Source organism: Myxococcus sp. CA033 (assembly GCF_013336625.1).
Classification (GTDB): Bacteria; Myxococcota; Myxococcia; order Myxococcales; family Myxococcaceae; genus Myxococcus; species Myxococcus llanfairpwllgwyngyllgogerychwyrndrobwllllantysiliogogogochensis.
In genome coordinates, this window is the sequence record NZ_JABUMU010000010.1 from 202,878 (window position 1) to 219,597 (window position 16,720).

Below are 16,720 nucleotides of genomic sequence, written 5' to 3' on the forward strand. Positions count from 1 at the left end.
GATAGCGATTTGTCCGTGCCACGCTCCCGGCTCGCCGTTGCCCTGGAACCGTATCCCCTGCGCCACCAGCTCGAGGAGGCTGACTGTGGCCCCGCGTGTCTGGAGATGGTTTCGGCGTATCACGGCGCCGCGCACTCGCTGGGCGCGCTGAAGGAACTCGCGCACGTCCAGGTCGTGGGCACCTCCCTGCCAGACCTCGCCAGTGCCGCCGAGAAGGTGGGCTTCAAGGTCCGCGCCTTCCATGTCGAGGACCCCTCCGAACTGGAGGACGAAGAAGGCCAGGCGCTCCTCCCCGGCATCGCCCACTGGGAGGACAACCACTTCGTCGTCCTCTACGCCGTCACCTCCAAGGAGGCCGTCATCGGAGACCCCGCGCAGGGCCTCCGGCGCATCCCTCGCGCGAAGCTCGCTGAGCACTGGGACGGAATCCTCCTCTCCCTGGAGCCCACCGAGGCCCTCTTCCGTCCTGTCGTGCTCCCGGTCACCCCCACCACCTCGCGTCGACTCGGCGCGCTGCGACGCTTTGGCCGGGGACTGCTGCGCTACCGCCTGCTGCTGTTCCAGGTGTTCGTCACCACCGTGCTCCTCCAGGCCCTGGCGCTCGCGCAGCCCCTGCTCATCCAGGGGCTCGTCGACAAGGCCGTGGGCGGCAGGAACGTGTCCCTGCTCACCGCAGTCGGCGTGGGCCTGGGCGTGCTGCTCGTCGCGCAGGTCGCCGTCGCCATTGCTCGCGGCACAGGGCTCTTCCTCCTGTCCCGAGGCTTCTCCGCCCTCCTGCTCGCGCAGTTCTGGAAGCGCCTGCTGTCCTTGCCCGTGACGTTCTTCGCCCGGCGCCACCGGGGCGACCTGCTCAAGCGCATCGAGGACCACCAGCGCATCCGTCGCATCCTCCAGGGTGCCTCGGTGTCCGTGCTGCTCGACCTGGTGATGCTCGTGGGCTACGGCGTGGTGCTCTTCCTCTACGACGCCACCGTCTTCGGCATCTTCGCCGCCTGCGCCGCGCTGTACTCACTGTGGACGCTGGTGCTCATGCCCCGGCGCACCGTGCTGGACCACCAGCGCTTCCGGGTCGCCGCCGAGGCGAGTCGCCTGGAATTGCAGATGCTCAGCGGCATCCAGACGCTCAAGGCGTGTGGTGCCGAGCGTCAGGCGCGCACCCGCTGGGAGAAGCTCCAGGCGCGCGAGGCCGAGGCCGCCCGCCGCATCTGGCTGCACGACACCGTCCACACCTCCGGCGCGCAGCTCGTCAATCAAGCGATGTACGTGGGCATCCTCGTCTACGAGGCCCACCTCGTGCTGGAGGGCCAGCTCACGCTGGGGCAGATGGTGGCCACGCTCGCCATCCTCGGCCTCGCGCTGGCCCCGATGCAGAACCTGGTGATGTTCATCCACCAGCTCCAGGACGTCGTCATCTCCCTGCGCCGCGTGGACATCGTCTACGAGTCCCAGCCCGAGCTGCGCGATGACTCCGGGCCCGTCACCGGCGCGCTCACCCAGGCCCCGGAGCTCCGACTGGACGGCGTCACCTTCCGCTACGGCTCTCCCAACGAGCCGCCCGTGCTGGATGGCGTGAGCTTCACCCTGCCCGCGGGAAAGATGACGGCGATTGTCGGCCGCTCGGGCGCGGGCAAGACGACGCTCACCCAGGTGCTCTATGGCCTGTATCGCCCCGAGCAGGGACGCGTCCTCTACGACGGCCAGCCCCTGGAGACGTTCGACCCCGTCGCGCTGCGTCGCTCGGTGGCCTTCGTCTTCCAAAAGACGGACATCTTTGACGGTACGTTGGCGGACAACATCGCCCTGGGCGACGACGCGCCGGACCCGGAGCGACTGCTGCACGCCGCGCGCACCGCGTGCCTGGACGAACTGCTCGCGCTGCCCAACGGGCTGAAGACCCGGATTGGCGAGGCGGGCGTGCGCCTGTCCGGAGGCGAGGAGCAGCGGCTCCAGCTCGCGCGCGCCATCTATCGGGACCCGAGGGTGCTGTTCCTCGACGAGGCCACCAGTCACCTGGACGCGGCGCTGGAGCGCGCGATTACCGAGGCCCTCCAGCGAGAGGCCGCCGGACGCACGCTCGTCGTCGTGGCCCACCGGCTGTCCACGGTGCGCCGCGCGGACAAGATTGTCGTGCTCGACAAGGGCCGCGTCGTCGAGGAAGGCACCCATGACGAGCTGGTGGCCCTGCCCCAAGGCCGCTATCGCGCCCTCGTCGAGAACCAGATGGAGCAGCGATGAAGCCCGCGCAACGGCCTGACGAGGACGACGTGGACGCGGACCCCGCGATGACGGAGGAGCTGCGCGCGGTGATGCATCCGCGCCCCCACCGTGCCCTGCTGTTCACCGCGGTGCTCGTGGTGGTGCTCGGCGCGGTGGCGTGGCTCGCGTCCCGCACGGTGCTCGCCTCGCTGTGGCGATGAGGTGAGCGGCGCCCTCCGTGCTCGGATGATGCCCGTGTCGTCCAGACGCTTCGAGCGCCGGCCCTGTCCCTGCTACCCGCGCCGCGCATGACGGACCAGGGCCCGCGCGAAGTGCCCCGCCACGTCCGTGCCCGCGGCCGCGTCGAAGCCGAGGAACATGGGTGAGCCGTTCAGCTCCAGGAACTTCAGCTCCCCGTCCAGCCCGCGCTTGAGGTCCAGCCCCGTCCAGCGCAGGCCGAGCACCTCGCACGCCTTCACGCACTGCCGAGCCACCTCGGCCGGCAGCACCATCTGCTCAATCCGCTCCTCGTTCTGCCGGAAGTCCAACGCGGAGGTGACGATGCGCAGGGAGGCGATGATTTCGCCATCCAGCACGTACACGCGGAGGTCCTCGCCCGGCAGCAGCTCCTGGAAGGTGACGGGCGCGGCGGCCAGCGCGGCGAGCCGCTCGTCGGTGAGGTCCTCCGGCAGCAGCTCCCGCGTGGCGGCGCCCCCCATGACGGGCTTGTAGGCCACGCGCCCGCTCGCGGCGAAGCGGCGCACCGCCTCCGCGTCATTCGTCCACAGCGTCCGGGGCACCGGCAGACCCGCGGCCTTCAACGCGCTGAGCTGCACGGGCTTGTGCAACAGCCAGTCCGCCGAGGGCGGGTTGTACAGCGGCACGCCGAGCTGCTCCCACCGGCCGATGAGCCCCAACAGCAGCGTGCCCTTCTCGCGGAACGCGGTGAGCGTGGTGCGCCAGTCCTCCGCCATGGCCTCCTCGGCGTCCACCATGAAGGCCAGCGGGTGCGAGTGCAGTCCGCGCAGATACGCGGCGGCGGGGCGGCCCACCGCGCGCCCGTCCACGACGATTCCGTCCAGTCCCTCCGTGAGCGACATCCGCGTCTCGTCCGGGAAGGTCAGCGTGTCCACGATGACGCTGTCCACGCCCTCCGCACCCAGCCGTCGCGCCACGTCCTGGATGTGGACGTCCTCGCGAGAACCCACCAGCGCCACCACGCCTGTCCGCGTCGCTTCTTGCGTCATGGTCCGGCAGCGAAACAGATGCGCGGGTGCGCATCCAGCGCCGTGCACCGCGTCATGCGCGCGAGCCCGGGTCCCCGTCCTTCGTCTCCTCACCCACCATCATCGTGGTCACCTGTCGGGGCCCCGGTGCCTGGGCCTTCTCCTCGGGCACAAGCCCTTTCACGAACAGCCCGCGTGAAGCTTTCGGCCCGCGCGGCGATGTTTCATTCGTCTTCATGCGACCTCCTGCGTCGAAGAGTGTGTCCGCCCGCGGCAGGACGCCACTTCAACCCCAGACACGCACCGCCCGGAGAGGAGGGGCCCGGGTGACCCGTTTGACGTAAGGGAAACCATTCATGAATATTCTGGTTCCCCCGCATTTTCCGAGGAGTCGGGAATGTCCCGTATCATCGTTCGTCGCAGCGGCCGTTTCGCGGTTCTTGTTGGCACCCTCGCCGCGCTCGCCGGTTGTTCCACTCCTCCCCCGGAGGGGCAGGCCGAGCCCACGCCTCCCCCGGCGGAGGAGCAGCCCACGCAGCAGGTGCTCAACGCCCGTGGCTGTGGCGTGAATCCGTCCGCCGAGGAGATGGCGGAGATGGAAGGCCGCTTCGCGATGGAGCGCGCGGTGTCTGACTTCGCGCGGCCGAACGGCTCGGTGACCATCCCCACCTACTTCCATGTCATCAACAAGGGCACGGGCGTGGCGAACGGCGACATCACCGCCGCCATGATTACCAACCAGATGAACGTGCTGAACGCCGCGTACGCGAACACGCCGTTCAAGTTCACGCTGACGGCGACGGACCGCACCACGAACACCACCTGGTACAACCTGTCCTCGGGCTCGTCCGCCGAGCGCGCCATGAAGACGGCGCTGCGCAAGGGCGGCAAGAACGCGCTCAACATCTACAGCGCGAACCTGAGCGGCGGCCTGCTGGGCTGGGCGACGTTCCCCTCCAGCTACGCCAGCAACCCGTCGATGGACGGCGTGGTGATTCTGTTCTCCAGCGTCCCGGGCGGCACCGCGTCGCCGTACAACCTGGGCGACACGGGCACGCACGAGGTCGGCCACTGGCTGGGCCTGTACCACACGTTCCAGGGCGGCTGCTCCGGCTCGGGTGACTCGGTCAGCGACACGCCGGCGGAGGCCTCTCCCGCCTACGGCTGCCCCACGGGCCGCAACACCTGCTCGACGGCTGGCAACGACCCCATCACCAACTTCATGGACTACTCCGACGACTCCTGCATGAACACGTTCACCACGGGTCAGTCGGCCCGCATGGACTCGCAGGCCCTCACCTACCGCTGACGCGGGGTGTTGGACAGCCGTTGACGCGGAAGGCGACGCCGGGGCGCTCATCACGCTCCGGCGTCGTCGTTTTCAGTGACTTCCTCCGGAGACTCGGGCTCCAATCCGCGCCCATGCAAGCGTTCGCCCTCCGTGAGGACCGTTTCCTGGATGTGCTCCGGCGTCTCATCGCCCTGACTCCGAAGCTGCAGAACAATCCGAGCGCGGGGCTGGTGCCCGAGGAGCGGCTCGCCGCGCAGGTGGTGCTGGACGTGCTCGCGCCGCACATCGCCAGTGGCTTCATCCATGCGGAGTCGCTGGCCTCCAAGGGCAACGAGTCCCGTCCCAGCCTGGTGCTCACCGTGAAGGGCACGGGCGAGGGCGCGGTGGGCTTCGTGGGCGCGCACTTCGACGTGGTCCCCGCCGACGAGCAGGCCGAGGGCTGGGAGCACAGTCCCTTCAAGCTTCACGAGGGGCCGGACGGGCTGCTCTACGGGCGAGGCGTCACCGACTGCCTGGGCCACGTCGCGGTGGCGACGGACCTGCTCGCGCAGCTGGCGGAGTCGGGCGTGCGTCCGCGCCGCACGTTGAAGGTGGTGCTCATCGCGAACGAGGAGTCGTCGGACCTGCCGGGCCTGGGCCTGGGCTACGTCGCGGAGCAGGGGCGGCTCAAGGACCTGGCGGGGCAGCCGGTGTTCTGGCTGGACAGCGCGAACTTCGGCCCCACGCTGGGCACCGCGGGCATCAGCCTGTGGGCGCTGAAGGCCACGGGCGTGGGCGGCCACTCGGGCATGCCGCAGAACTGCGTCAACGCGCTGGAATTGAGCATGGCCGCGTCGCTGGAACTGTCCCGCTGGTTCCATGCGCGCTACCCGCCCTCGGACGACGAGAAGCGATGGGGCTTCCTGGCCACCTCCAGCTTGAAGGCCACGGTGGTGGAGGCCACCAACACCAAGGAGACGAAGATTCCCGCCGACGTCACCGTGCGCGGCGACATCCGCCTCACGCCGTTCCACGACCTGGCCGACGTGCGGCGGGCCACCGAGGACTTCGTGAAGGCGCTGGACGCGCGGCTGGAGCGCGACGACGTGCCGCCGGGCTTCCCCCGCACGCGCACCGCGGATGGCCGGCGCGGCACGGTGTCGCTGCGCTTCGACGGAGGAGGCACCGAGGGCATCGCCTGCCGGCTGGACTCGCCCGGCCTGCAAGCGTTGAAGGACGCGATGAAGACGGTGCGGGGTGTGGACGCGGAGCCCTTCTCGCTCACCGGCTCGCTGCCGCTGGTGAGGGACCTGCAGCGTCAGGGCTGCGACGTGCAAATCACGGGCTTCGGGGAGATGAAGTACTACCACGCGCCCAACGAGCAGGCGCACCTCCAGGACTTCCGCCAGGGCTTCGCCATCCTGCGCGAGCTGCTCGAGCGGCTGTGAGTGGAGCAGGGCCGCGCGCTCTCGCGGGGGCCCCTGTGTATATACAGTGAGACATGGACCCTGCTTCAGCCCGCGTCGGGCCGGAGCGCTGCCGAGGAGCGGTGACGCCGTGAGAGACCTGCTGATGATTCCGGGGCCGGTGGAGTTCGAGCAGGAGGTGCTTCAGGCCCTGGGGGCGCCCTCCTACGGCCACACGGACCCGGCCTTCATCGCCATCTTCGGCCGGGCGCTGAAGCGGCTTCGCGACGTGAGCCTCGCTCCCGGTGCGCAGCCCTTCGTGGTGTCCGGCTCCGGCACGCTGGCCATGGAGCTGGCGGTGGCGAACCTCGTCGAGCCCGGTGACGCCGCCCTGGTGGTGAACACGGGTTACTTCAGCGACCGGATGGCGAAAATCCTGGAGCGGCACGGCGCGAAGGTGACGCACGTGCGCGCCCCTCCTGGTGACGCGCCGACGGTGGAGGAAGTGGAGACGCACCTGAAGCGCGGCGGCTTCAAGGTCATGACTGTCACGCACGTGGACACGTCCACCGGCGTGCTCACGCCCGTGGAGGGCCTGTCGCGGGTGGCGCGCGAGTTGGGCGTGCTGTCGGTGGTGGACGGCGTGTGCGCCACGGCGGGCGAGTCGTTCCACCAGGACGCGTGGGGCGCGGACGTGTACCTCACCGCGAGCCAGAAGGCCGTGGGCGTGCCGCCGGGGCTGGCGCTGCTCACCGTGGGGCCGCGCGCGCTGGAGGCGTGGAAGAAGCGCCGCGTGCCGGTGGCCAGCGTGTACTCCGACTGGGCGGAGTGGCTGCCCATCATGGAGGCGTACGAGGCGGGCAAGCCGGCCTACTTCGCCACGCCGCCCGTCAACCTGGTGTGCGCGCTGGACGTGAGCCTGGGACAGATTCTCGCCGAGGGCCTAGAGGCCCGCTTCGCGCGGCACCAGCGCCTGGCTCGCGCCTTCCGCGCCGCGTGGAGTGGGTTGGGCCTGCGCATGCTGCCGGTGTCCGAGGCGGTGACGGCGAACACGCTGAGCGCCGTCTACTACCCGGAGGGCGTGGACGCGTCGCTGGTGGGCCGCGTGAAGGCCGAGGGCGTGGTGGTGGCCGGTGGACTCCACCCGGACCTCAAGGCGCGCTACTTCCGCGTGGGCCACATGAACCGCGTGGGCCCCGCGGATTTGCTGACCACCGTGGGGGCCGTGGAGCGCGCGCTGATGGCCGCCGGCCACCGCTGTGAGCCCGGTGCGGGCCTCGCCGCCGCCGAGGCCTCCCTCACCGCCCGCTGAAGCCCTCGGGCGGGGTCACCCGCACCCCGGCCCCGCCCGTTCTCCTGGGCCTCAAGAATGAAATGTGCCCGAAATCCAAGGGGTTCGTGTGGTGGGTGAACCCTTCCATGGACCCTGGGGCGTGCCGGAACCATTCGACAGGGGTAGAAAAATATGGGATGGTTGGTAACTAGGAAGTGGGGGGAAGCCGGCGAATCCTGAAAAACCATTGGAAGCGCCGGACGTGTCCCCTGAGTCGAGGCAGTGCGAGCCCCCTCGGGGAGACGACCATGTACGTGGGCACCGAAGCGAGCAGTGGGGGTGGGGCGGCGTGGGAGCTGGAGCAGCGGCGTCTGGCCGCGACGGACGAGGACCAGGCGCGGGGCATGTTCTTCCAGGGGGCGCTGAGCGTCATCGCGAACCTGGGAGGAGAAGGCGCGGTGGCGCGGTGCAAGGGCGTGGCGGGGGTGTGGGAAATCAACCCGTTCCACCTGTACTCGGTGTCGCGTTACCTGCGGATGGTGTCCACGGCGGCGCGGCTGCTCGGCCCGCAGCTCAATGGCTTCGACGGGGTGCTGCACCGGATGGGTTCGCAGGCGACGGTGGACTTCCTGGCGTCGCTGTTTGGCCGGGAGCTGCTGGCGGAGGCGGCGGGCAGTCCGCGGCTGTTGCTGGAGTCGCTGGGTGACGCGTACCGCATGGCGGTGAGCTACGGAGAGCGGTATCCGCAGTGGACGGGAGAGCGCAGCGCGCGTTTCATCATGCGGCGCGACTTCATGCCGGCGGCGTATCACGAGGGTGTGTTGCGCGGAGCGTTGGAGGCGGTGGGCGCGCGCGACGTGAGGGTGATGGGCCGGCAGGTGGCACTGCTGGAGAGCGAGTACGAGCTGTCCTGGCGGTAGGGGCCTGACGCGGCGGTGGGGACAGGCCCGCCGCGCCCGGTGTGGAGGACGTCAGCCCTGGTCGTTGACGGCGAGGTCGGGCTGCTCCTCGAGTCCGTTGCCGCCGCCCAGGCTCACGGTGGAGGCGACGAAGGGCTGGGGCACCACCTGCGCGGCATCGAGGGCCGGGGTGACGTCGACCAGGGCTTCGATGAGGGCCTTGAGCACCATGAAGTGCTGCGTGTCCACGCCTTCGATGGAGGCGAGGATGAAGCGGCTGTCGGGTGTCTGGATGCCCTTGAGGACGCGGTTGAAGGAAATCGCGGAGCGGCGCTCCTCGTTGGCGGCGAGCTTGAGGACGTTGCCGACGGAGGGCCTGAAGTTGGGGGGCGGGGTGAACGACACTTCATCCGCGCGGACGGGGGTGGCGCCCAGGCGCGACACGGTCTCCGACAGCAGGGCGGCGTGCGCCGTGTGGTCCTCCTGGAACTGGGTGGCGAGCGCGAGCGCGAGCGCGGCCAGGTCTCGTTCCTCCTGGGGGCGCGAGGTGTCGTCGCGCGCGGCGGTGAGGATGACCGCGCCCTGGGTGTAGGCGTCGACAGTTATGTATTCGGCGGCGACCAGGGTGTTGAGGGCGCCGGCTTCCCGGGCCCGGTCGATGGGGTTGACCTGGTTCTGGGAGTTGGTGCGCTCGTTGAGGCCGCAGGCGGTGAGCGCCGAGGCGGCTGTCACGGTGGCGAGGCCCTGGAGGATTCGGCGGCGCGCGAGGACGGAGTCGGAGGGGTTCTGGGTCTTCATGGTGGTGGGCTTCCTCACTGCGTCACGTCGTAGAAGGGCAGGTCCGTCTCGTCGTCGAGCCCTGGAGCGCCGTCGACGGTGATGGCGAAGGCCCTGGGAACGAACTGGGACGCGACGGTGGTGAGGGCGTCGGCGGGCTGGTTGACGGTGGACGCGGGGGGCGTGACGAAGCCGCGCGCGGCCAGGTTGAGGACGACGAAGTGCTGGGACTCCACCGCGCCGATGGCGGCGGCGAGCTCCGCGTTGTCGGCGAGCACGAGGGACTTCTGGGTGTTCGTGTAGCCGATGGCGGCGGCCTTCTCCGCGTTGGTGGCCAGGTCGATGACGTTCTTGATGCCGGGCATGAAGTCGGTGGGGACTTGCGCCGTGCCCTCGCCCACGTCGTCGACGCCGCCTTGCCGGTCGATGTACCGGGCGAGCTTGTCGGCGTGTTCGGTGTGTTGCTGGCGGAAGTGCAGGGCGATGGCCTTGACGATGCCCTGGAAGGGGAAGAGCGGGTCGGTGCTGGTGGCGGCGTCGAGCACGCTGACCGCGGCGTCGTAGGTCTTGATGGCGTTGCGTTCAGCGGTGAGCAGCGCCTTGAGGGGTGTGAGGTCGGCCTGGGTCGTCAGGGCCTGGGCGGGTGTTCCGCGGGTGAGCAGGCCCGTCGCGAGGCCAAGGCTCGCGGCGGCCGTGGCGCTTCGGAGCGCGGCACGGCGAGAGAGTTCTTCGGTCATGGGTCCATCCGAGGAGGCGGTCGGAAGTGGTGGGTGCCGGGCGCCCCCTGAAGCCCGGCACGGGCTCGGTACGCCGAAGGTGTGGCGGGGGATTTTCCGGCGCGCGGGGGAATTGCTGACGGCGGCGCCTGCGTGACACCCGGCGCGCGGCCCTTAGGTCCCCGGGGCGGCGCTTCGTTCGTCCGTAGACCGTGTCAAAAGATTGGAGTCAGCTCCAGGATGATGGAGTGGGGCGGGGTGGCACCTGGACACTGTCGTGTCACGGGTGCGCGGGCATGACTCCGGGGCATGTGGGAGCGGTGGGGTAGGGTGGTGACTCGCGAGCTGGGGGGGCCATGCGAGTGCCGAGCTGGATGACGTGGTGGGTGCTGTTATCGATGGTGGGCTGCGCCACCTCGCGCGAGGTGCGACTGTAGACAGGCCGGGGCGAGACGGTGGTCTTCACGCCAGCGGATGACGTCCCGGGGCCCGTGGTGCTGGAGGAGGACGCGTTCGTCGAGGCGCTGTCGACGCTGGCTCGCACGAAGCGGCCGGATGTGGTGCCTCGCGAGGCCGCGCAGCGACTGCTGGCGATGGAGGAGCGCGGTGGCACTTACCTCTTCGACGTGCGCACGCGGAGGCTCACTCCGCTGGAAGCGGGAGCGCCGGAGGAGGTGTTCTCGGCCGAGGACGTGGAGCTGACGCGTCAGTACCTCCTGTGGTGTGAGCGGACGATGCGGGCCGGGGATTGCCTGCGGCTGTTCGGGGCGAGGCAGGTGGTGAGTGGAGATGCCCGCTTCACGTTGGCCCTGGCGCTGGCCCAGGGGGCGGTGTTGGAGGAGATGCTGGAGGGCTTCCGGGACATGGCGGACCCGGAGGCGATGCTCTCCTCGGTGATGTGGATGGGGACGATGTACCTGGTCTTGTGGACGGTGCCGGAGCCGCTGTCGAAGGGGCTGGCGGCGATGATGACGGCGACGCTGGTGGCCTACGTGGGGGTGGACACGTTCTGGGGGCTCGTCGTGGGCTTCCGGCGCTTGATGGAGCAGGTGGACCGGGCGCACTCATTCGACGAGTTGAGGGTGGCGGGTGAGGCGTACGGGAAGGTGATGGGGCGGAGTGCGGCGAGGGCCTTCGCGCTGCTCGCGACGCTGGCGGTGGGGAACACGGCGGCGGGGTTCGCGGGGAAGGTGCCAGGGCTGCCGGGGTCCGCCGGAGCATCAGTGAAGGCGGCGGGAGAGCTGGGCATCCGGCTGGGCGCGGTGGGGGAGCTTCAGACGGTGACGGTGTCGGGGGCGTCGGTGACGGCGGTGGTGGCTCCTGAGGCCCTGTCGATGCTGGCGCGAGGTCCCGAGGGCGCGGGAGCTGGGCGCGTGGAGGGGCATGACCATCACATCGCGTCGAACAAGTTCTGGAAGGACACGCGCAGTGGAGGCCCGTGGTCTCCCCGGTTCCAGCGACTCTTCGACCGGGCGGGCATGTCGCTGGACGACTCGGAGAACATCGTCCGCGTCCGGGGACACAAGGGACCGCATCCCGAGGCCTATCACCGCATCGTCTTGCGGCGACTGGACGCGGCGCTCGTGGACTGTCGCACGATGCAACAGTGTCGTGAGGTGCTGACAGTGGAGCTTCGGAGACTGGGGCAAGAAGTCGCGACCCCTGGGTCGGACCTCAACAAGCTGGTGACCCGTGAGCCGTGAACACGGGAGAATGCCGCCATGACCAGTCGGTACTTCGACCTCTCAGATGATGTTCGGATACGGGGCCGCTGGGAGCTGGGCGTCCCCACGGACATCTCGGGACGGGAGGTCGATGACCCCTGGATGTTCCGAAAGGGGCAGGCCGTCACCGCGCCAGGACACTTGATGCTCCCCGTGGAGCGCGAGGGCAAGGCGCTCGATTTCTCCCTCATCGGGTTCAGCACGCCCTTGGTCCATGCCCGGGTGGCTGCCGTGTTCGTGGAGTTGGCGGGCTCCGACGTGCAGGTGATGCCTGTCGAGATTCCGGGCCACGCGGATGGCTTTCGCATCCTGGTCGCCACCCGATTGCTCCCGTGCATCGACGAGGTCGCGAGCGAGCGGGTCGAGCGTTGGACCGCCGAGGATGGACGTCCCGAAAAGGTCGGGCAGTATCGGGATGTGCGTGGTCTGCGCATCGACCCTGCCCAAGTCGGTGACGCGAAGGTCTTCCGCCCGTGGGGCTGGTCAATCGCGCTCATTGTCTCGGAGGACATCAAACAGGCCCTGGAGCGCCTCGGCGCCACCGGCACGCACTTCATCGAGGTCTGAAGTCCTGTTCGTAAAGCGCGCCGTGAGGCGCCTCACGAAGCGCTCGCTCCCTCTGTCGCTTCGCTCGAAGTCTCCGAGCCCGAGACAACTCGCGAGTCTCAATCCACCCGGCGCTCCCTGGAATCCAGAGATGCAATCCGGCGCTGAGCCCCATATTGGCCAATGCTCAACACCTCATGGCCACCTGAGCACGGACGTGGGGCGGAGCGGCTGTTTCACGAGCGAGGAATGACGCCCACGTCGGGTGCGCGCGCTAGGCTCCGCTCTTGATATCGCGCGGGAGGTGCACCGCGCGGAGCCAGGGTGTGGCGGGGCTGCGACAAGGAGGCGAGTGAGTGACTGGGCCGTTGCTGGTGGTGGATGACGACGCGGACCTGCGCGAGGCGCTGGAAGAGGTCCTGCGCGACGCGGGCTACGAGGTGATGGGCGCCAGCAACGGCAAGCACGCACTCGATGTGCTCGGAGCCACCCGTGAACTCCCCATCCTGGTGCTGCTCGACATGATGATGCCCGTGCTGGATGGCGCCGGCTTCGCGCGAGCCATGCGACAGGTGCCCGAGTGGCGCGACATTCCCGTGCTCGTCTTCTCCGCGTCCGCCAACGCCCGTCAGGTCGCCGAGGAAATCGGCGCGTGCGGCCACCTGCGCAAACCCGTGGACGTGGACACGCTGCTGGACGCCGTACGCAAGCACCAGGCCGCGTGAGCCGTCCGCGACGTCTGCTCGCTCTCCGACATGCCGCCTCACTCAGGGCAGCCGAGCGCAATGCCCGTTTGACGCTTCGCGAGGGGTACTGGTAAGTGCCCACTTAACACGCAAGTTTCGACGGAGGTAGGATGCACACCAACGCGCTCACGCTGCTCATGATGCAGCTCATCGTCATCATCGGCGTGTCGAGATTGATAGGGCGTGGAACGCGCTGGTTGGGCCAGCCGCTGGTCATCGCGGAGGTGGTGGCGGGCATCGTCCTGGGCCCCTCGTTGCTCGGGTGGCTGGCGCCGGATTTGATGAACACGCTGTTCCCCACCGACTCGCTGCCCATCCTGAAGATGCTCAGCCAGGTGGGCCTGGTGTTGTTCATGTTCCTGATTGGCCTGGAACTGGACCCCAAGCTGTTGAAGGGACGCGGCCACGCGTCGGTGGCCATCAGCCACACCAGCATCATCGTGCCCTTCGCGCTGGGCGCGGTGGCGGCGGCGCTGTGGCTGTACAAGGACTTTTCGGACCCGAGCGTGCCCTTCTCGTCGTTCGTGCTCTTCATGGGCGTGGCGATGAGCATCACCGCCTTCCCGGTGCTCGCGCGCATCCTCACCGAGCGCGGCCTGTTGCAGTCGCGCATCGGCGCCATCGCGATTGCGTGCGCGGCGGTGGACGACGTCACGGCGTGGTGCCTGTTGGCCTTCGTGGTGTCCATCGTCCGCGCCTCGGACCTGGCGCAGGCGGGGCTCACCACCGTGTTCGCCATGGGCTACATCGCGTTCATGCTGCTGGCGGTCCGGCCCTTCCTCGCGCGGCTGGGCGCCCGGGTGGCCAGCCGCGAGGGCCTGACGCAGAACGTGGTCGCTGGCACGCTGCTGTTGCTCCTGGCGTCCGCGTGGGCCACGGAGCTCATCGGCATCCACGCCCTCTTCGGGGCCTTCCTCTTCGGCGCCGTCATCCCCAAGGAGGGCGGGCTGGCGGAGGCTCTCTCGGAGAAGCTGGAGGACGTGGCGGTGGTGCTGCTGTTGCCCGTCTTCTTCGCCTTCAGCGGCCTGCGCACCCAGATTGGTCTGCTCAACACGCCCGAGGCGTGGCTCACGTGTGGCGCCATCATCCTGCTGGCCTGCGTGGGCAAGTTCGGCGGCAGCGCGGTGGCGGCGCGGATGACGGGCATGCGGTGGCGCGAGGCGGGGGCCATCGGCATCCTGATGAACACGCGCGGGTTGATGGAGCTCATCGTCCTCAACCTGGGCCTGGACCTGGGCGTCATCTCGCCCACGCTGTTCACGATGATGGTGCTGATGGCGCTGGTGACGACGTTCATGACCACGCCGCTCCTGCAGTTGTTCTACCCGACGGAGGAGCTGGCCCGGGACAGGCTGGAGCTGGCCCCGCCCGCGACTCCCGGTTCGACGCCCTACACGGTGTTGATGTGTGTCTCCCATCAGCAGGCGGGCCCCGGGATGGCCAGTCTGGCCAAGGCCCTGGCGGGTGGAGAGGGCGCGCAGTTGCACGCGCTGCATCTGGTCCATCCAGAGCGCGTGTCGCTGCGTGGCGCGGAGTCCGAGCCCCGCGCCTCGGACCAGGACGTGGAGGGAGATGGCGCGCTCGCTCCGCTGCTGGGCCGGGCGAAGAGCCTGGGGCTGGCGGTGAGGCCGCTGTCCTTCGTGTCGACGGAGCCCGCGCAGGACATCCGCCGCACGGCGGAGGCGAAGCGCGCGGACCTGGTGCTGCTGGGCTGGCACAAGCCGCTGTTCAGCCAGACGGTGCTGGGCGGCACGGTGCACGAGGTGATGCAGGCCGCGTCCGGCACCGTGGCGGTGCTGGTGGACCGCGGCCTGTCGGACGTGAAGCGCGTGCTGGTGCCCTTCATCGGCAGCCGGCATGACCGCGCGGCGCTGAAGCTGGCGCGGCGGTTGATGCGGCAGTCCGGCGCGGAAATCACCGTGCTGCACGTGACGTCGCGCGAGAGCAACGGCGCGCGCGCGCAGGTGGACGAGCTGTTCCCGGCGGAGGAGGGCTCGGGCGTGCGGCTGAAGGTGGTCCAGCACGAGTCGCCCGAGGAGGCCGCGCTGGAGGAGGCCCGCCACGGTGGCCATGACCTGGTGGTGGTGGGCGTGGGCGCGCCGTGGGGCCTGGAGGACCGGGTGTTCGGCCTCCAGCGCGAGCGCATCGTCCGTGACGCGCCGGGCTCGCTGCTGGTGGTGCACGAGTCGGAGCCGGTGGTGGAGGCCATCGCCACGCCCCAGGCCGCCGCCTCCGCGGTGGCCTCGAGGAGCTGAGCGACATGCACCTGGGTGCGACGCTGCGGTTGCTGCGGGTGGACGCGGGCCTGTCCTTGCGGGACATGGCCCGCCGCATCGGCGTGTCGAGCGCGTACCTCAGCCGGGTGGAGCACGGCGTGGACGCGCCGCCCACGGCGGAGCGACTGACGGCGATTGCTCGCGAGCTGGACGTGCCCCCCGCGTTGCTGATGGACGTGGCGAACCGGATGAGCCCCTACGTCTCCGATTACCTGGAGGACGTGCCGGGCGCCGGGACGCTCTTCCTGGAGCTGGCGCGGCGTCGCCTGTCGGGGACGCAGTTGGCCCGGGTGCGCGACTTCCTGGACGTGGAGTTCCCCGTGAGAGGGGGCCACTCGGACGCGCCGGTGCCGGCGCTGGCGCCGCTCCTGGCGCCGGAGCGGGTGGTGCTCCAGCTCTCCTGCGGCGGCTGGGAGGATGTGCTGGACGTGGTGGCGGGGCGACTGGCGGCGACGCTGCCCGGCGTGGACGCGGCGCGGCTGGTGGAGGGGCTGCGCCAGCGCGACAGCGAGTCCTCGTGCGCGGTGGGCGGCGAGGTGGCCGTGCCCCACGTCTTCCTGCAGGGCGCCGCGCCCGTGGCCGCGCTGGTGACGCTGGCGAAGGGGTTGAAGGTGGACACCCCGGACGGCCGGCCGCTGCGGCTGGTGGTGGCGGCGGTGGACGGCGAGCGGGGCCGCGTGCGGCTGACGCGCATGGCCCACGTGGCCCGGCTGGCGGCGCGCGGGCTGGCGGAGCGGCTCGACGAGTGCCGGCAGCCCGGACAGGTGCTCGCGGTGCTGGAGGAATTGGAAGCGCTGCGCTGACCCGAGGGCCTCAGTCGGCGCGCCGCGTCCAGTTCACCCAGTCCCCCAGCTCGCGGTAGCCCAGCTTGCGGTACACGCTCCGGCCCTGCTCGGTGGCCTGGAGCACGGAGGCCGAAAGGCCGCGTTCCCGAGCGCCCGTGAGCAGCCCTCGCATCACCTCCGCGGCCAGCCCGCGTCCCCGCGCCTCTGGCAGCGTGACGACCATGTACACCCCGGCGGTGTCCTCCACGTCCAGCGCGAAGCCGCACGCCAGGGCCCGGGCCCCCTCGCGCGCCACCAGCGTGTGCACGGGGAGCCGCGGCGGCTGTCTCCACACCGTGAGGATGTCGTCCCACTTCCCCCAGACGCGGATGTTGAGCTCCACCATCTCGTCCTGCGTCTCGGGCTCCACCAGGGGGAACGAGGGCTTGAGGTCCGGCGTGTCCGCCAGGGCCAGTCCCATGGCCGGGATTCGCGAGTCGGGCTGGTAGCCGGCGGCGCCCAGCACACGGGCGCCCTCGTCGTCCCCGGGCAGCACCGCCACGCGCCAGGCGGGGATGTCCAGGCCCCGGTAGAAGGCCTCCAGGGCGGGGAGTCCCTCGACGAGCGCCTGGGGCGTCCGGAAGTACGCCTGCTGGAAGTGGGCCTCGGCGGGGTACTCGGGCAGGGCGAAGGCATCCATGCCCGGGGCGCTCCCGTGGCGCAGCAGTCCGCGCTCCCGCTGGAGGTGCTTGAAGGCGATGACGTTGGTGAGAAGTCGGTCGTTCAGTTCGGCATCGGTCATGGCGCGGGTCCATCGTAGGTGGCGCACGCCGGACGGCGAACAACGGCCTGCTCAAAACCGCGCGCGAGCCCTCCAGGACGGCTAGGGTGCGCTGGCACT

General features: G+C 70.0%; 16 protein-coding genes. 11 read left to right on the forward strand and 5 right to left on the reverse strand.

Translation table 11 applies throughout. The features are described 5' to 3' along the window. The first annotated feature begins 15 nt into the window (after positions 1 to 15). Entirely contained in the window at positions 16 to 2,235 is a 2,220-nt protein-coding gene (locus HUA78_RS24120) for a peptidase domain-containing ABC transporter (protein ID WP_174466075.1), read from the forward strand. After that, positions 2,232 to 2,417, forward strand: coding sequence for a hypothetical protein (locus HUA78_RS24125; protein WP_141642049.1), 186 nt, complete (start codon positions 2,232 to 2,234; stop codon positions 2,415 to 2,417). Before HUA78_RS24120 ends, HUA78_RS24125 begins: the two co-directional genes overlap by 4 nt. Before the next feature lie 72 nt (positions 2,418 to 2,489). On the opposite strand, the gene HUA78_RS24130 is transcribed toward HUA78_RS24125, so the two are convergent. Both HUA78_RS24130 and HUA78_RS24135 read right to left on the reverse strand, forming a co-directional pair. Further along, entirely contained in the window at positions 2,490 to 3,443 is a 954-nt protein-coding gene (locus HUA78_RS24130; protein WP_174477252.1) for a RimK family alpha-L-glutamate ligase, read from the reverse strand. Between the two features lie 52 nt (positions 3,444 to 3,495). After that, positions 3,496 to 3,660 carry a hypothetical protein gene (locus HUA78_RS24135; RefSeq protein ID WP_174459025.1) on the reverse strand — a complete coding sequence of 55 codons (165 nt, stop codon included), beginning with the start codon at positions 3,658 to 3,660 and terminating at the stop codon, positions 3,496 to 3,498. A gap of 159 nt (positions 3,661 to 3,819) precedes the next feature. On the opposite strand from HUA78_RS24135, the gene HUA78_RS24140 reads away from it, so the two are divergent. The 4 genes from HUA78_RS24140 to HUA78_RS24155 all read left to right on the forward strand — a co-directional run bounded on the left by HUA78_RS24140 (position 3,820) and on the right by HUA78_RS24155 (position 8,291). Then, positions 3,820 to 4,731: a zinc metalloprotease gene (locus tag HUA78_RS24140; protein ID WP_174459026.1), complete on the forward strand. Its 912-nt coding sequence runs from the start codon at positions 3,820 to 3,822 to the stop codon at positions 4,729 to 4,731. A gap of 113 nt (positions 4,732 to 4,844) precedes the next feature. Beyond that, positions 4,845 to 6,140 carry a M20/M25/M40 family metallo-hydrolase gene (locus tag HUA78_RS24145; protein WP_174459027.1) on the forward strand — a complete coding sequence of 432 codons (1,296 nt, stop codon included), beginning with the start codon at positions 4,845 to 4,847 and terminating at the stop codon, positions 6,138 to 6,140. A gap of 109 nt (positions 6,141 to 6,249) precedes the next feature. After that, the gene (locus HUA78_RS24150) at positions 6,250 to 7,410 is read left to right on the forward strand and encodes an alanine--glyoxylate aminotransferase family protein (protein ID WP_174460189.1); all 1,161 of its coding nucleotides are present in this window, start codon (positions 6,250 to 6,252) and stop codon (positions 7,408 to 7,410) included. A 269-nt stretch (positions 7,411 to 7,679) separates the two neighbouring features. Beyond that, complete coding sequence (locus tag HUA78_RS24155) at positions 7,680 to 8,291, forward strand: TIGR02265 family protein (protein ID WP_141642054.1); 612 nt, start codon at positions 7,680 to 7,682, stop codon at positions 8,289 to 8,291. 51 nt (positions 8,292 to 8,342) lie between these two features. Here the strand turns inward: HUA78_RS24155 and HUA78_RS24160 are convergent, their stop codons facing one another. Together HUA78_RS24160 and HUA78_RS24165 are read right to left on the reverse strand one after the other, a co-directional pair. Next, a complete protein-coding gene (locus tag HUA78_RS24160) occupies positions 8,343 to 9,068 on the reverse strand; it encodes a ferritin-like domain-containing protein (RefSeq protein WP_174466074.1) in 726 nt (241 codons plus the stop codon). Between the two features lie 14 nt (positions 9,069 to 9,082). Next, positions 9,083 to 9,784, reverse strand: coding sequence for a ferritin-like domain-containing protein (locus HUA78_RS24165; RefSeq protein ID WP_174460187.1), 702 nt, complete (start codon positions 9,782 to 9,784; stop codon positions 9,083 to 9,085). Positions 9,785 to 10,218: 434 nt separating this feature from the next. On the opposite strand from HUA78_RS24165, the gene HUA78_RS47745 reads away from it, so the two are divergent. The 5 genes from HUA78_RS47745 to HUA78_RS24190 all read left to right on the forward strand — a co-directional run bounded on the left by HUA78_RS47745 (position 10,219) and on the right by HUA78_RS24190 (position 15,858). Further along, positions 10,219 to 11,466 carry an AHH domain-containing protein gene (locus HUA78_RS47745; RefSeq protein ID WP_174477253.1) on the forward strand — a complete coding sequence of 416 codons (1,248 nt, stop codon included), beginning with the start codon at positions 10,219 to 10,221 and terminating at the stop codon, positions 11,464 to 11,466. Between the two features lie 18 nt (positions 11,467 to 11,484). Then, complete coding sequence (locus HUA78_RS24175; protein ID WP_174477254.1) at positions 11,485 to 12,054, forward strand: imm11 family protein; 570 nt, start codon at positions 11,485 to 11,487, stop codon at positions 12,052 to 12,054. A gap of 335 nt (positions 12,055 to 12,389) precedes the next feature. Then, positions 12,390 to 12,758, forward strand: coding sequence for a response regulator (locus HUA78_RS24180; protein WP_141642057.1), 369 nt, complete (start codon positions 12,390 to 12,392; stop codon positions 12,756 to 12,758). A gap of 131 nt (positions 12,759 to 12,889) precedes the next feature. After that, entirely contained in the window at positions 12,890 to 15,034 is a 2,145-nt protein-coding gene (locus tag HUA78_RS24185) for a cation:proton antiporter (RefSeq protein WP_174477255.1), read from the forward strand. A gap of 5 nt (positions 15,035 to 15,039) precedes the next feature. After that, positions 15,040 to 15,858 (forward strand): helix-turn-helix domain-containing protein, encoded by an 819-nt coding sequence (locus HUA78_RS24190; protein WP_174459033.1) that lies wholly within the window; start codon positions 15,040 to 15,042, stop codon positions 15,856 to 15,858. Positions 15,859 to 15,868: 10 nt separating this feature from the next. On the opposite strand, the gene HUA78_RS24195 is transcribed toward HUA78_RS24190, so the two are convergent. Continuing rightward, positions 15,869 to 16,621 carry a GNAT family N-acetyltransferase gene (locus tag HUA78_RS24195; RefSeq protein ID WP_174459034.1) on the reverse strand — a complete coding sequence of 251 codons (753 nt, stop codon included), beginning with the start codon at positions 16,619 to 16,621 and terminating at the stop codon, positions 15,869 to 15,871. Positions 16,622 to 16,720: the final 99 nt, after the last annotated feature.